Origin of the sequence: Streptomyces sp. NPDC091292 (assembly GCF_044757265.1) — a bacterium.
In the GTDB taxonomy this organism is placed as follows: domain Bacteria; phylum Actinomycetota; class Actinomycetes; order Streptomycetales; family Streptomycetaceae; genus Streptomyces.
Window position 1 is genome coordinate 66,062 of the sequence record NZ_JBIVUQ010000011.1, and the last position, 14,402, is coordinate 80,463.

A 14,402-nucleotide genomic window follows, 5' to 3' on the forward strand; every position below is an offset into this window, starting at 1 on the left:
CATGCACGCAGCGGACACACGGGCGGACACAGGGACCGGTACGGGGACGGGCGCGCGCCCTGAACGGATCGTCGTCATCGGGGGCGGCATCGCCGGACTGGCCGCCGCCCACCGCCTGCTCACCCGCGACACCGGTCCGGCGCCCCACGTCACCGTCCTGGAGGCGTCCGACCGCGTCGGCGGCAAGCTGCTCGCCGGGGAGATCGAGGGCGCCCGGGTCGACCTCGGCGCCGAGTCGATGCTCGCGCGCCGCCCCGAAGCCGTGGGCCTCGCCCGTGAGGTCGGCCTCGGCGACCTCCTCCAGCCGCCCGCCACCGCCACCGCGTCCCTCTGGACCCGGGGCGCCCTGCGACCCATGCCCAAGGGCCATGTCATGGGCGTGCCCGGCGACCCGTCCGCGCTCTCCGGGGTGCTCTCCGCCGAGGGCCTGCGCCGGATCGAGGAGGACCGGGAGCTGCCGCCCACCGAGATCGGCGAGGACGTGGCGGTCGGCCGGTATGTCGCCGACCGGCTCGGCCGCGAGGTCGTCGACCGGCTCGTGGAGCCCCTGCTCGGCGGGGTCTACGCGGGCGACGCCTACCGCATCTCGATGCGCGCGGCCGTCCCTCAGCTCTTCGACGCGGCCCGCGCCCACCCCTCACTCCTGGACGCCGTCCGCGAGATCCAGGGCCGCGCCGCCGCGCACCCCCCTGCCGGACCGGTGTTCCAGGGCATCGCGGGCGGCGTCGGCACCCTCCCGCTCGCCGTCGCCGACGCGGTACGCGCGCGCGGCGGCGAGATCCTGACCGGCGCTCCGGTCACGGAGCTGCGCCGAACCACGGACGGCTCACCCGAGCCGGGCGCCCGCTGGCGCGTCGTCACCCCGGGCCGCGTCCTGCACGCGGACGCCGTCGTCGTCGCCGTCCCGGCCCCCGCAGCCGCCCGCCTGCTCGCCGCCGATGCCCCGGCAGCCGCCGCCGAACTCGCCGCCGTCGAGTACGCCTCCATGGCGCTGATCACCCTCGCCTACCGGCGCCGGGACGCCCCGCTCCCCGAAGGCAGCGGCTTCCTGGTGCCGCCCGTCGACGGACACACCGTCAAGGCGTCCACCTTCGCCTCCCGGAAATGGGTCTGGATCGCCGAGGAGAACCCGGACCTCCACGTCGTACGGACATCGGTCGGCCGTTACGGGGACGAGCGGGACCTCGGTCGCGACGACGCCGAACTCGTCGGCCTGTCCCGGCACGACCTGCGCGCCGCGACAGGCCTGACCGCCGCCCCCGTCGCGACCCGGGTCACCCGCTGGCACGACGGCCTCCCGCAGTACCCCGTCGGGCACCCCGCGCGCGTGGCCCGCGTCCGCGCACACGTCGCGGCGCTCCCCGGACTCGCCGTGTGCGGCGCCCTCTACGACGGTGTCGGCATCCCCGCGTGCGTCGCGAGCGCGTACGCCGCCGCCGACCTCGTCGCCCCCGCGGGCGCGCCGGCGGGCTGAGGAGGGTACCCGGTGCCCGGCCCGCCGGGCGAAGCGGGAGAATGGCGGCATGAGTGACGACGCCCCCGGCAAGATCCCGAACATCGGCAAGAAGGCCAAGGACCTCAACGAGGTCATCCGCTACACCCTGTGGTCGGTCTTCAAACTCCGCGACGTGCTGCCCGAGGACCGCTCCGGGTACGCCGACGAGGTCCAGGAGCTGTTCGACCAGCTCGCCGCCAAGGACGTCACCGTCCGGGGCACGTACGACGTGTCCGGGCTGCGGGCCGACGCCGACGTCATGATCTGGTGGCACGCGGAGACCGCCGACGCGCTTCAGGAGGCGTACAACCTGTTCCGCCGCACCCGGCTCGGGCGCGCCCTGGAGCCGGTCTGGTCGAACATGGCGCTGCACCGCCCCGCCGAGTTCAACCGCTCCCACATCCCCGCGTTCCTCGCCGACGAGAACGCGCGCGACTACATCAGCGTGTACCCGTTCGTGCGCTCCTACGAGTGGTACCTGCTGCCCGACGAGGAGCGCCGCACGATGCTCGCGGACCACGGCAAGATGGCCCGCGGCTTCCCGGACGTGCGCGCCAACACGGTCGCCTCGTTCTCGCTCGGCGACTACGAGTGGATCCTCGCCTTCGAGGCCGACGAACTGCACCGCATCGTCGACCTGATGCGCCATCTGCGGGCGTCCGAGGCCCGCCGGCACGTCCGTGAAGAGGTGCCGTTCTACACGGGCCGCCGCAAGAGCGTGGCCGAACTCGTCTCGGGCCTCGCCTGACGGGACTCACCATCTGCCGGTGACAGCGGCCTGGGCTCCTCGTGCGGGGCGCAGGCCGTTCCCCGTGGCGGCAGCGTGCCTTCCAGGACGTACGCGTCCAGATGGGCGTTGACGCAGGCGTTGGGCCCGCCGCCCACGCCGTGCTGTCCCGCGCCCCGCTCGGTCACCAGACGGGCGCCGCCGAGTCGGCGCTCCAGCTCCAGGGCGCCCGCGTACGGTGTGGCCGCGTCCCGTTCGGCGGCCAGGATCAGCGTCGGCGGCAGCGCGCCCGCGGCGGCCCGTACGTCGACGGGCCGCTGCCGGGGCGCCGGCCAGTACGCGCACGGCAGGTTCGCCCAGGCGTTGTCCCAGCTCTCGAAGGGCGCCGTGCGCGCGAGGCGGGTGGCGTCGCGGTCCCAGGTGCGGAAGTCCGTCGGCCACGCGGCGTCGTTGCACTCGACGGCCGTGTACACGGCGTTGGCGTTCTCCGTCTCGGCGGCGGCCCCCGTGACCGGGGCCGCCTGCTGCACCAGGAGTTCGGGCCGGCCGTCGAGGTACGCGGACAGGGCCGCCGCGCGCATCGGCCAGTAGTCGTCGTAGTAGCCGGTTTTCAGGTACGCGGCCTGGAGTTCCCCGGGGCCGACCAACCCGCCGGCGGGGTGCGCGGAGACGGCCGCGCGGACCCTCTCGTAACTGCCCTGGACCTCCTCCGCCGTGCGACCGAGACCGTACGCCTTGTCGTGCTTCGCGACCCAGGTGCGGAAGTCCGCCCAGCGCCGCTCGAACGCGGCCGACTGGTCCAGGTTGTTCCGGTACCAGATCCCCTTCGGGTCCGGATTGACCGCCGAGTCGAGGACCATCCGCCGCACGTGCGACGGGAACAGGGTCGCGTACACCGCGCCCACATAGGTTCCGTACGACGCGCCCATGAACGTCAGCTTCGACTCGCCGAGAGCCGCGCGCAGCACTTCCAGATCGCGTGCGTTGTTGAGCGTCGTGTAGTGCCGCAGCGCCGCCCCGGCCCGCCGCTCGCAGCCCCGCGCGTACGACTTCGCCTGCGCGATCCGCTCCTTCTTGTACGAGTCCGACGGGTGCGTCGGCGACTGCGTGGGCGCCTTCACGAACTGCCCGGGGTCCTGGCAGGACAGCGGCGCCGAGCGGCCCACGCCGCGCGGCGCGTAGCCGACGAGGTCGTACGCGGCGGCGATCCGCTTCCACTCGGGGAAGGCGCCGATCATCGGGAAGTACATGCCGCTGGCGCCGGGGCCGCCCGGGTTGAACACGAACGCGCCCTGCCGGGCCGTGCCCGTCGCGTTCACCCGGCTGACGGTGAGGCTGATGTGCCGGCCGTCGGGCCGCGCGTAGTCGAGGGGGACGCGGACCGTGCCGCACTGCACGGGCGCCTCCACCTGCTCGTCGGCGGCGCAGGGGCCGAAGCGGATGCCCGTGGCGGACGCGCGCTGCGCGGCCTTCGCCGTGCCGACGGACTCCGGGGAGCCCGGGGTGCCCGGGGACGCGGGCAGTGCGGTCGCCCCGCCGGCCGGTGCGGCCACGAGGGCGGAGAGAACCACGGACCCGGCGGTGCCCCAGAGGGCGGCTGCTCGCATCGCTCCTGCGTCCCTTTCCCACCATGAGAACTCATGGGACCTCATGGGACCTCATGAGAGTTCACATCATGAGTAATCACATCATGACAAAAGGGATACTCCGTCCGGCGGTTGACCATGTAAAGCACCGGTCCGCCGGTGTCGGCGTCAATGACCCCGTTGCGTGAACGCGGACAGCAGCCCCGGGTCCCGCGCCGCGGCCACCCCGCCCACGGCCACCGCCGTCAGATACGTACGGTCGTCGCCCTCCGTACTGCCCAGCTTCAGACCGCCGAGCAGCCGCTGCCCGGACGGCGAAGCCCATCGCGTGTACGGGTGGACCTCGACCCGCGCGATGAGCAGACAGCTCACCGTCAGCGTCAACGGCAGCGCGAACCACGCGAGGACCTGTCCGGGCCCGCCCGGCACGTCCTGCCCCGGCGCCAGCAGCGCGACCGCCCCCAGCACCAGCACCGCCACCAGCGCACCCCGCACCTGGCGCACCGCGCCCGCGACCGTGCTCCGCGCGCTCTCCGGGACCGCGAGCCCGTCGGCGACCAGCCGTTCGGACAGCGCCCGTACCGGCTCGGCCGCCGCCGTCGCGGCCCGTATCGGGCCTATCCGCGACTGACCCTCCGGGCCGATCGCGCCGAGCACCGAACGCTCCAGGTCGTCCCGGCCGCGCGGATCCACCACCGTCGCCCAGCCCGTGTGCGCGAGCAGCAGCCGCCGCTGACGGGCCATCGACACCAGCGCGACATCGGCGACCCGGTACGGACCGCCGGACAGGAACGCGGCCTCGTACACGGTCAGCCGGTGCCCGCGCCCGCGCTCCCTCGCCCTGTCGACGGCGGCGGCCCGGACGGTGGCGAGGCAGAGCCGGCAACAGGTGACACCGGCGACGGCACACGCCATGAGCAGGAGAAGGAACCAGAGCATGGCCGAGTTCTATGCGAAGTGCCGGGGGCGGCGCCACGGTTTGTTCACCATATGGACGCGGTGTTGCCGGGGTGTGATGTCCCGGCGCAGCGCGAGCCGCGCGGCCCGCACCAGCCGGGCGACCCGGCGGTCCGAAGGCGGCCGGGGAGCCGACCGCTCCAGCCACCACGCCGTCAGCCGCCGCCGCGCCTCCGGGTCGCCGGGGCGCCCGGCGAGCAGCAGATGCTCGGCGAAGTCCAGCGCGTCGTGCCGGTACCCGGCGGTCATCGGCCGGGTGTGCGCGTACGCGGTGAACTCCGCGCGGTACGCCTCGCCGATAATGTCCGGCAGTTCGGGCGCGACCTTGGCGACGACGTCCGCCCGCTTGGCGGTCAGCGCCCGGCCCTGCACCCCGAGCCGCACCCGGTCGAACCCCTCGGGCACCGGGGTTCCGGCGACCAGGGCCGACAGAAGCGCGGCCTGCGCGAGGGCCACGCGCTGGCGGGCGGCGGGGGAGGCGGGGGTGACCGGGGTGTCCGGGGTTTCGGACATGGCGGTCCCGGTGCTGCTCGGCTGCTCCGGTCCCCTCCGGGTGGCCGCCGCGACCGTCACCGTCGTCCGGATCACCCTCAGTTCGCGCTCCAGCTCGGCCGGCTCGGGGAAGTTCTCGTCCCGCTCCAGGAGCACACCCGGCGGGCGCACCCGGGACGCGAGGTCGGCGAGGATCGCGACGACCGGCTCGGGCACCGGGTGCGCGTGGCTGTCGTGCCAGACCCCGTCCCGCTCGAAACCGCCCGCGACATGCACGTACGCGAGGGCCTCGACCGGGAGTTCGTCCAGCGCCTTCGCCGGGTCCTCACCCCGGTTGACGTGGTTCGTGTGCAGGTTCGCCACGTCGATCAGCAGCCGGACACCGGTACGGTCCGCCAGCTCGTACAGGAACTGTCCCTCGGTCATCTCCTCGTGCGGCCAGGCGATGAGTGCGGCGATGTTCTCGACGGCGAGCGGTACGGGCAGCGCGTCCTGGGCGATACGGACGTTCTCGCAGAGCACGTCGAGCGCGTCACGGGTGCGCGGCACCGGCAGCAGGTGTCCGGCCTCCAGGAGGTCGGACGCGGTGAGCGTGCCGCCGGCCCGTACGAACGCGATGTGTTCCGTGACGAGGGGCGAACCCAGCGCCTCCGCGCGTGCGGCCAGCGCGGCGAGGCGTCCCTCGTCGGGCCGGTCGGCGCCGCCGAGGCCGAGGCTCACGCCGTGCGGGACGACGGTGACGCCGCGCTCGCGCAGCCGCAGCAGCGATGCGGGGAGATGGCCGGGGCAGAGGTTCTCGGCGACGGCCTCGACCCAGTCGACGCCCGGCATCCGTTCCACCGCCTCGGCGATCTCCGGGCGCCAGCCGATGCCGGTGCCGAGATGGATCGTGTTCCCCAGGTATGTCATGTCCCCCTCCTTCGCCAGTCCTTCGCCGTGCGGTGGTGCGGTGGTGCCGCGTGCGGTGGTGCCATGTGCCGTGGTGTCACCGTGCGGGCGTTGCCCGTTCCTGGGCGTGCGGTGCCCGGTGTGTGACCGTGTCATGGCCCCGGCGCGCGTGGCTGAACCCGGAGGGGGGCATGTTCAGAGCTTGTTTTGAGGTTCGAGCGGTTGTTCTGTTCAGCCCTGCTTCAGCCCTGCGGGTCGGGCCGGTCGGTGTTGACCTGCCCCGGTGTCGTCGCCGATGGCCGTGACGTGGTGGAGATGTCACCGCCGGTCGGACCGACGCCGGGGGCGGCCGGGGCCTGGCCGGTGGGGGGCGGGGGGCCGGTGGGGCTGGCGGTCGCGGTGGCGGCGCCGTTGGCGATGGCGTCGAAGTCGACCAGGCCGGTGTTCTCCAGGACCGTGATGTGGTCGAGGACCGTCTGGTTGGCGTCGGTGGCGAGCTGCCGGACCAGGGTGTTCCGGGTGCTGTCGCGGACCTGGGCGACCAGCGCGAAGACCTTTCCGTGCGCCACGCGCAGCAGATTCGCGAAGTCCCGCTGGTACTGCTCGCCGGTGGCGGCCGTCAACTGCTGGAGCCAGCCCTGCTGCTGGGCGTTGGGCTGGTTCGGCAGCTCGATGCCCAACTGCGCGGCGACGGTCCGTACCCGCTTGTCGAGGTCGGTGTGGCCGACGACCAGATGGTCGCCCGCCTCCTTGATGGCCTTCGTCGGCGCCCGCTCGATGGCCTGCTGCCCCGCGGGCAGTTCCCACAGTCCCGCGAGCCGGACCCGCACGATGAAGTCCCGGTCGGTCGCGGTGAGCGGCCCCCACTGGGTGGCCACGGTGCCCGCGGCGACATTGGCCTGCGGGGTCCCCGAGCGGTCCGCGTACGACCACACCGGGTACGCGAGCGCCCCGAGCGTGGCGACGAGCGCCGCGATGATGAGTGCCGTGCCGTTGATGCGCCGCAGCAAATGAGCCTCCCGGGGCGACCGTGCTTCGCGTGGTGCGTGAGCGGTGTGGAGCGGATGTGGAGCGGGGTGGGGCGAGGTGTCTGAATCAACCGCTGACCGAGCGGCGGTTCAAGCTACTTCGCGGTATTGAGAGGTACGCAATCCGGGGGCCGGGTGTTCAACCGGTGCGTGAAAGGTGTTCAAGGGGTCGGGGCGGTCGGCGTGGGTGTGGTGCGGTGTGGTGTGGTGCGGTCAGCTCGGGAGGCAGATGCCCAGGTCGAGGATGGGCAGGCCGAGGTCGAGGCAGAAGCCCTTGTCCGGGGGTGGGGTTGTCGCGGGGGGCGCGGAGGTGCCGGGGGGTGAGGTGGGGCGAGTGGGGGACGCGGGGGATGTGGGCGATTGGCCGGGGCTGCCGCCGGTGCCGCCTCCGGGTGTGCCGGTTCCACCGGAGCCGGGGGTGTTCGGGCCGGGGTGCGCGGGGGTGCTGCCCGGTGTCGCGGAGCGGCCTGACGGGTCGCCCGTGGGGCCTGTCGGGGAACTCGCCGGGCCGTCCGACGCGTCGAGGGAGTCGATTCCGCCGGGTGCCTCGGGGCGGCCCTGACCGGTCCGGTGAGGCGTTTCTCCCGGTGCGGGCGGCCGTCCGCTGCGGTCGGGGCCGGCCGCCGTGGGGGCCGGGTGGCCCCGGTCCCGCGTATCGCCGGAGCTGTCGTGGTCGAGGGCGGGGAGGACGGCGAGGGCGGCGGCGACCGCCGTACCGACGAGGAGGGCGGCCCGCCGACCGCCAGTGGCCGGGCGCGGCTGCGCGTGCAGCGGCGCCAGATGCCGGCCCAGGGACCTCAACTGCCGCAGAAGCAGCAGGAACACCAGCCCCAGAGCGCTGAGCACGCTCGCGAGCAGGACATCTATCACCCAAATCCCCCTGGACAGCAGTCAGTTCACCGAATGTGCTGCGAATGCACTGATTGCCGAGAATGCGGTCACGTGTGGGGCGCGCGGGACCGGATCAACTGATCGTGACGGAACCGTGACGGTACGCAGTGGCCGCTCGCGGCGCGCCTCCTTGGGGGACGTACGATCAGGGCCCTCTCGTACCGGAAGGCGGTCCGTCCATGCCTGTGCCGAGTCTGCTCGCGGTGTTCGCCCACCCGGACGACGAGTCGCTGTCGGCGGGCGGAGTGCTCGCACGTCACGCGGCTGCGGGCGCGTGTACCGGGGTGACCACGTCGACCTGGGCCGAGGGCACCCCGCGCGCCGCCGAACTGGCCGAGGCGCTGCGGATTCTGGGCGCGGGTGAACCGAGGATGCTCGGTTACGCCGATGCGCGCGTACCGCACTCGGCTCCGGGCTGTGCGCGGTTCTGCGACGCGCCGCTCGACGAGGCCGTGCGGCGGTTGGTGGCGCACATCCGGGAGTTCCGCCCGGAGATCGTGGTCACCCATGACGGCTACGGCGGGCTGACGGGCCACCCGGACCATGTGCACACCCATCGCGTGACCGTGCTCGCCGCCGAGGCGGCCGGTCTTGAGCGGCTCCACCCGGATGCCGGTCCTCCGTGGCACCCGCGCGCCCTGTACCTCGCCACGCATCCGCGGTCGGCCGTGCCGGCGCTGAGGGACCTGATCGGGGAGCGCAAGGCGGTGTACAGCGTTCCGGACGAACACGTCACCGCGACCGTCGACGTCACCCCCTGGATGGAACAGAAGATCGCCGCTGTACTGGCACATCGCTCCGAGGTGGCGCGCGGAGCCCTGCCGGGGCTGATCGCGGGCCTTCCGCCGGAGGAACGGCGGCGGCTGTTCGCCACCGAGTGGTACATCCGCCACAGCCCGGTGCACGCGGCCGGAGCCGGAACCGAAGCCGAAGCCGTGCCCGGAACCGCGGCCGGAGCCTTGCCGCAGACCGCACTGACCGTCTGATCTCCGCACCCCCGGGCCCCACCAGACGGTGGCTAAGCTGCGGCGCATGGACATCGTGATCCCGCTCTTCGACCGCTTCGAGCCGCTCGACGCGATCGGGCCGTACGAGATCCTCGCGTACCTGCCCGGTGCCACCGTCCGGTTCGTCACGGCCGAACCCGGCCTGGTGCACGACGCGCTGGGCGCCCTGCCGGTGCACGTCCCGACCGGGTACGCCGAGGTGGAAGGCTGCGACGTTCTGCTGATCCCGGGCGGTGGCAGCTTCCTGGCCATGGTGGACGACCCGGAATTCCTCGGCTGGGTGCGCCGCGTCCACGCCGGCACCCGCTTCACCACCTCGGTCTGCACCGGTTCCCTGGTGCTCGGCGCGGCCGGCCTGCTGGACGGCCTGACCGCCACCACCCACTGGGACGCCGCCGCCGCACTGGAGTCGTACGGCGCCGTCTACACCCCCGAGCGGGTGGTCCGGCACGACCGGGTGATCACCTCGGCCGGGGTCTCGTCCGGCATCGACATGGCCGTCCGGCTGGCCGCCCTGCTCACCGACGAGGTGACAGCCCAGGCCATCCAGCTCTACACCGAGTACGACCCGCAGCCGCCCTTCGACACCGGCTCGGTGGCCAAGGCCCCGGCCGAGGTGCTGGAAAGGGCCCGCACTCTGCGCTAGGGCCTCTCGTTTGGATCAGGCCGGGCTCGCGGGCCCTGGCACCGCACGAAAGACCCTAGCCCCCTGGGCCGTGTCCGGAGAGTCCCGCGTCGCTACGCGCGGGGAACAGGGCCCACGCGGTGATGTCCCTCGGCCACGACCGTGTCGCCGGGGGCGATCTCCGTGAAGCCCGCGTCCCGTACCACCGGCAGCCCGCTCGTGGTGAGTTCGGGCCAGCGGGCCGGGTCGGCGGTGCGTACCGAGAGCGGGAAGCCTGCGTCGCGCCACGCGGTGCGCTCCTCGTCGGACAGCTCCCACCAGGCGAGTTGGGCGCCGTGCCCCGCCTGTGCCATCGCCTTGCCCGCGGTCATCGTGACCTCGGGGCTCATCCACAGCACGGGCGCCGTCGCGTCGGCCGCCGCGGGCGGCTCCGGGTCGTCGAGGTCGGTGCCGGACACCTGGAGCCGGGCGAGATCCTTGGGCCAGCCGTCCAGCGGGACCGGCGGGAAGACCCGTACCTCCGCCGACTTGCCGGTCACCGTGATACCCGGCAGCGCCTCGGCCCGTCGCCACTCGGCGCCCCGCGCCCGCCGCACCACCTTGCGGATCCGCGCGTCCTGCCAGTTCCGGACCGCCTCCGCCCATTCCCCGTCGCCCAGCGACCGCGAGTCGCTGAGGAGGGTGAGCACCGCGCGGGCGGCGGTCTCCAGCGCGTCCGTACGGGGCGGGGGGTCGGACTTCTCGATCCGGACGACGAGCGGGAGCACGAACTGCGGTGCGTCGTCGCGTGCGATCGGTTCCGTGCGGAACGGGCTGTCCTGACCGTGCCTGGTGTCGTCGGGCGGTGGGGTGCCGTCCTGAGGCGTCGGGGCTGTGTCCTGGCTGCTCACCCGTCCAGTCTGCCAGGCGGAAGATCGGTGGTCGGTCCCGCTGCGAAGGCCGCCCCGGGCCCCGGCCCCGTACGCGAGGATGGCTCCATGACCACGGCCCGAACCGACGGCACCGCACGCCCGTCCACTGCGGCGTCCGGGATCAGGCTGCTCGGGGTCGGCCGGCGGTACGGGCTCGCAGGGCCGTGGATCCTGCGCGGCGTGGACCTCGCCGTGCCCGCCGGGCACCTCGTGCGGATCGAGGGCGCCAACGGCACCGGGAAGTCGACCCTGCTGCGTCTGCTCGCCGGGATCGACGCCCCGACCGAGGGCCGCGTCCGCGGCCGGCCCCGTACCGCCTACGTACCCGAACGCTTCCCGCCCCGCCTCCCCTTCACCGCCGTCGCCTACCTCACGCACCTGGGCCGCGTCCACGGCCTCTCGCGGCGGGCCGCCGTGCGCGCCGCGCGCGAGTGGATGGAACGCCTGGGCGCGGCCGGCCATCTGGGCACTCCGCTGGCGGAGTTGTCGAAGGGCAGCAGTCAGAAGGTCGCCGTCGCGCAGGCGCTGCTCGCCGCGCCCGATCTGCTGGTGCTGGACGAGGCGTGGACCGGCCTGGACACGCGGGCCCGCGCCGAACTGGACCGCGCCGTCGGGGAGCGCACGGCCGCGGGCGGTGCCGTGGTCTTCGTCGACCACGATCCGCTGCGGCTGGCGGGGGCGGCCGATGCGACGTACGCGGTGGACGGCGGGGGGCTGGTGGAGGGGCCCGGGACCGGGAGTCCGGTGGTCGTGATCGAGGCGCAGGCGGAGGCGGGGGCGGAGGTGTCGCTGCCGGTGGGGGCGACGGTTGTGAGGACGTCGCGGGAGGGCGTGATCAGGGTGACGGTCCCGGCGGCTTATTCGGACGAGGTCCTGCGTACGCTGCTGACGGCCCGGCCGGCCTGGCATGTCATATCGGTACGGTCTCCGGGGCGTCGGGGACCTGTGGGGCCGGCGCGGGAGGCCGGTGGCGCGGAACGTTCGCAGGCGGCCTCGGAGGTGGCTTCGCAGGTGGCTTCGGAGGCGGCTCCGGTGACGGCTCCGGAGGCCGACCAGTGACGGCTCTGCTCCGCTACCAGACGGCACTTCTCCTCCGCTCGCAACGCTGGCTGCCGCCCGTCGTGCTGTACGTCGCCGTCCTCGCCGTAGGAATCCGGGGCGGGGAGCCGGTCCTCGACTCGCTCGGCTACGGCGCCGCCGCCCTGCTCCCGGTCGCCGCCTGGCTCGTCCGGGTCTGTGCCACCAACGAACCGCCCGCGGCGCGGAGTTGTGTCGCCGCTTCCGTGGGGCCCGTGCGGGCGCACCTGGCGTCGCTGCTCACCGGAGCGCTCGCCGCGACCCTGCTCGGCGCCGTCGCGACCGCCGTCGTCACGGTGATCAGCGACCCGTCGAGCACGAATCACCGTATTCCCGTACCGCTGCTCCCGGCGGGTGGGGCCGGGCTCCTGGCCATGCTCGCGTGTGCGCTGCTCGGTGCGGCCGTCGGAGCGGTCACGACGTGGCCGCTGCTGCGGTCGCCGGGGCGTTCGGTGCCCGCGCTGCTGCTGGCCGTGCTGCTGGCGCTGGTCGTGTCGGGCTCACCGGGGCGGGAGGCGGTGACGGCGCTGGTGACGGGTTCGCAGGAGGGGACGGTTCCGGTGCCGGTGGTGCCGCTCGCGGGTGCGGCCCTGGTGGCGGTGGCAGCGGCGACGGCGGCCTGCGCCCTCGGCTCGCGCCGCGCCTGAGACGAACGCGGCGCCCGGATGTCCGTTCAGCCGGAACAGGCGGTGCGCTGGGCTTCCTGCCACTCGCACACCGGACAGAGCGTGGCGCCCCGGTGGGACTCCGGGTACTCGGTCGGCTCACGGCACAGCACACACTCGGCGAAGGGGCCTCCGGCCGGGTCCGGGGTGGGCGGGTTCGCCGCGCTGGTGGGGTGGTCGTCCATGGGGCCCAGGGTAGGACGCGCAGCACGACGCCTGTCGGCCGAGGGCACCCCACGCCCGCCCTCCACTTGGCTACTGCTTGCCTGCTGCTTACCTACTGCCCTGCTTGGTGCCCTGGTCCCGGTGGCTGTCGCCGATCAGCTCCGACACCTTGACGAACTTGAAGCCGCGCTTACGGAGTTCCGGTACGACCGTCCGGATCGCCCGCTCGGTCGTCGGGGCGGCGCTGCGGGTGCAGTGCATGACGACGACGGACCCGGGCCGTACCCCGTCGAGCACCTGCTGGGCCACCGCGTCGGCGTCGGTGGCGAACGCGTCGCCGCTCACCACGTCCCACTGCACCGCCGTGACCCCCGTCGGGGTGATCGCCTTCAGCGCACTGTCGTCGTAACAGCCGCCGGGGAAGCGGAAGTACGGCATCGGGTTCGGCACGCCCGCCTTGCGGAAGGAGGTGTACGCGCGCTCGACGTCGGACCGCATCCGGTCGGCCGGAACGGTCGGCAGGCCGTAGCAGTCGGCGGTGAAGGAGTAGTGGCTGTACGAGTGGTTGGCGACCTCGAAGAGGGGATCGCTGCCGATGGAGCGGGCCTGGTCGGGGTACTCGTCGGCCCAGCGGCCCGTCATGAAGACGGTCGACGGAACCTTCAGTTGGCGCAACGTCGCGATCAGCGCCGGGTTGTCGAAGTGCTCCCCGGCGGCGGCACGGTCGCCCTGGTCGGCGGTCATGTCGGCGTCGAAGGTGAGCGCGACGGTCTTGCCCAGGTCACGGGGTCCGTTCTGGAACACCGGGGTCAGTCCGCGCGGGCCGGGGGAGAGGGTCGGGGGACGCGACGCGGACGAGTGTGGACCGGCGGAGGCCCCGGGCTGCTCCGGGCGCACGGTCTGCGAGGCGCCGCCACTGCCGCACCCGGCGAGGGCGGCCCCCAGGGCACAGAGGGCGACTGCTTTGCGTACGGTAATGATCACCGCGTGACCATATACTCGTATAAACGACAAATCGCCCAGCAGTGGCGCAAGCCGGAAAACCGGCCCCGGACGTCACCCGCTTACCGGGCAGCCCCCTGGGTGCTCGCTGGTCATATCCATCCGTCGAGGGCGTGCAGGAAGCCGTCGAAGTCGTCCCGGTGGAGGGTGTGCCCGGCGCCTGCGACGGTCCGTACGGTGAAGCCGCGCGCGGTGAGGTCGGCCTTGAGGTTGTCGGAGACGAGGGAGCCCCGGCCGGCGGTGACGACGAGCGAGGGCACGGCGGGCCGCTCCGGTACGAGGTCGGCGGCCCGCGCCCCCGTGACGCCGAACGCGGTGTCCGGGTCCCATGCCTGAAGGGTCGCCAGCTCGACGTCGACGTCGGCGTCCTCCCAGTCCGGGTTCAGCTCCACGATCATCTCGCGGGTCGCCTCCCCGAAGCCGGTGAAGGCCGCGGGGTCGAGGGCCAGCGTGCCGAGCGCCCAGGCGGGGTCTGCGTACACGACACGGTCGGGCGCCAGCCGCTCGACGGCGAGCGAGACGGCGAGCGCGCCGAGCGAGTGCCCGATCACCAGCTCGGCCCCCACGGGCACCGTGTCGACCAGGTCCTCGGCGAACAGCTCCGCGCTGTACTCCCCGCGCCCACTCGCCCCGTGCCCCCGCAGATCGACACCGACGACCCGATACCCACGCGCGGCGAGCACGGGCCCGACCCGCCGCCAGGTCCGGTGATCGGACATGATCCCGTGCACCAGAACGGCAACCCGCTCCCCATGCCCCCACTCGCCCCCACGCAACAACACGGACCCCACCCCTTCCCGAACACACCGTCACCCCCACAACGCCCCGACCCCACCCCTGCGTTCCCAGCCACCCCCCTCAACCCGAGCCCCACGAGCCCACCCCA

At 73.6% G+C, this 14,402-nt stretch carries 15 protein-coding genes; 6 read left to right on the forward strand and 9 right to left on the reverse strand.

Annotated elements, in window-relative coordinates; all coding sequences use genetic code 11:
- The first annotated feature begins 1 nt into the window (after nucleotide 1).
- Nucleotides 2-1,474 carry a protoporphyrinogen oxidase gene (gene hemG / locus ACIQNU_RS26845; protein ID WP_401371271.1) on the forward strand — a complete coding sequence of 491 codons (1,473 nt, stop codon included), beginning with the start codon at nucleotides 2-4 and terminating at the stop codon, nucleotides 1,472-1,474.
- Nucleotides 1,475-1,523: 49 nt separating this feature from the next.
- Complete coding sequence (gene hemQ, locus ACIQNU_RS26850; RefSeq protein WP_401371274.1) at nucleotides 1,524-2,243, forward strand: hydrogen peroxide-dependent heme synthase; 720 nt, start codon at nucleotides 1,524-1,526, stop codon at nucleotides 2,241-2,243.
- Here the strand turns inward: hemQ and ACIQNU_RS26855 are convergent.
- From ACIQNU_RS26855 to ACIQNU_RS26875, 5 genes are all read right to left on the reverse strand, one after another.
- Nucleotides 2,192-3,829, reverse strand: a complete 1,638-nt coding sequence (locus ACIQNU_RS26855) for an alpha/beta hydrolase (RefSeq protein ID WP_401371276.1) — start codon at nucleotides 3,827-3,829, stop codon at nucleotides 2,192-2,194. The two genes, hemQ and ACIQNU_RS26855, sit on opposite strands and share 52 nt — an antisense overlap.
- Nucleotides 3,830-3,976: 147 nt before the next feature.
- A complete protein-coding gene (locus ACIQNU_RS26860) occupies nucleotides 3,977-4,747 on the reverse strand; it encodes a TIGR04222 domain-containing membrane protein (RefSeq protein ID WP_401371279.1) in 771 nt (256 codons plus the stop codon).
- Between the two features lie 9 nt (nucleotides 4,748-4,756).
- Nucleotides 4,757-6,166 (reverse strand): DUF692 domain-containing protein, encoded by a 1,410-nt coding sequence (locus tag ACIQNU_RS26865; protein ID WP_401371282.1) that lies wholly within the window; start codon nucleotides 6,164-6,166, stop codon nucleotides 4,757-4,759.
- A 221-nt stretch (nucleotides 6,167-6,387) separates the two neighbouring features.
- Nucleotides 6,388-7,152 (reverse strand): DUF4142 domain-containing protein, encoded by a 765-nt coding sequence (locus ACIQNU_RS26870; protein WP_401371619.1) that lies wholly within the window; start codon nucleotides 7,150-7,152, stop codon nucleotides 6,388-6,390.
- Between the two features lie 234 nt (nucleotides 7,153-7,386).
- A complete protein-coding gene (locus ACIQNU_RS26875; protein WP_401371285.1) occupies nucleotides 7,387-8,043 on the reverse strand; it encodes a hypothetical protein in 657 nt (218 codons plus the stop codon).
- A 200-nt stretch (nucleotides 8,044-8,243) separates the two neighbouring features.
- Between ACIQNU_RS26875 and ACIQNU_RS26880 the strand changes: the two genes are divergently transcribed.
- Together ACIQNU_RS26880 and ACIQNU_RS26885 are read left to right on the forward strand one after the other, a co-directional pair.
- Nucleotides 8,244-9,050 (forward strand): PIG-L deacetylase family protein, encoded by an 807-nt coding sequence (locus ACIQNU_RS26880; RefSeq protein ID WP_401371288.1) that lies wholly within the window; start codon nucleotides 8,244-8,246, stop codon nucleotides 9,048-9,050.
- A gap of 46 nt (nucleotides 9,051-9,096) precedes the next feature.
- The gene (locus ACIQNU_RS26885) at nucleotides 9,097-9,717 is read left to right on the forward strand and encodes a DJ-1/PfpI family protein (protein WP_401371291.1); all 621 of its coding nucleotides are present in this window, start codon (nucleotides 9,097-9,099) and stop codon (nucleotides 9,715-9,717) included.
- Between the two features lie 92 nt (nucleotides 9,718-9,809).
- Here the strand turns inward: ACIQNU_RS26885 and ACIQNU_RS26890 are convergent, their stop codons facing one another.
- Nucleotides 9,810-10,586 carry a peptidyl-tRNA hydrolase gene (locus tag ACIQNU_RS26890; RefSeq protein WP_401371294.1) on the reverse strand — a complete coding sequence of 259 codons (777 nt, stop codon included), beginning with the start codon at nucleotides 10,584-10,586 and terminating at the stop codon, nucleotides 9,810-9,812.
- A gap of 87 nt (nucleotides 10,587-10,673) precedes the next feature.
- Between ACIQNU_RS26890 and ACIQNU_RS26895 the strand changes: the two genes are divergently transcribed.
- Together ACIQNU_RS26895 and ACIQNU_RS26900 are read left to right on the forward strand one after the other, a co-directional pair.
- Entirely contained in the window at nucleotides 10,674-11,666 is a 993-nt protein-coding gene (locus tag ACIQNU_RS26895) for an ATP-binding cassette domain-containing protein (RefSeq protein ID WP_401371297.1), read from the forward strand.
- Nucleotides 11,663-12,331: an ABC transporter gene (locus ACIQNU_RS26900; protein ID WP_401371300.1), complete on the forward strand. Its 669-nt coding sequence runs from the start codon at nucleotides 11,663-11,665 to the stop codon at nucleotides 12,329-12,331. Before ACIQNU_RS26895 ends, ACIQNU_RS26900 begins: the two co-directional genes overlap by 4 nt.
- 26 nt (nucleotides 12,332-12,357) lie before the next feature.
- Here ACIQNU_RS26900 and ACIQNU_RS26905 read toward each other — a convergent pair whose 3' ends face one another.
- The 3 genes from ACIQNU_RS26905 to ACIQNU_RS26915 all read right to left on the reverse strand — a co-directional run bounded on the left by ACIQNU_RS26905 (nucleotide 12,358) and on the right by ACIQNU_RS26915 (nucleotide 14,298).
- A complete protein-coding gene (locus ACIQNU_RS26905) occupies nucleotides 12,358-12,534 on the reverse strand; it encodes a hypothetical protein (protein ID WP_401371302.1) in 177 nt (58 codons plus the stop codon).
- An 88-nt stretch (nucleotides 12,535-12,622) separates the two neighbouring features.
- Nucleotides 12,623-13,498, reverse strand: coding sequence for a polysaccharide deacetylase family protein (locus ACIQNU_RS26910; RefSeq protein WP_401371305.1), 876 nt, complete (start codon nucleotides 13,496-13,498; stop codon nucleotides 12,623-12,625).
- A 110-nt stretch (nucleotides 13,499-13,608) separates the two neighbouring features.
- Nucleotides 13,609-14,298: an alpha/beta fold hydrolase gene (locus tag ACIQNU_RS26915; RefSeq protein ID WP_401371308.1), complete on the reverse strand. Its 690-nt coding sequence runs from the start codon at nucleotides 14,296-14,298 to the stop codon at nucleotides 13,609-13,611.
- Nucleotides 14,299-14,402: the final 104 nt, after the last annotated feature.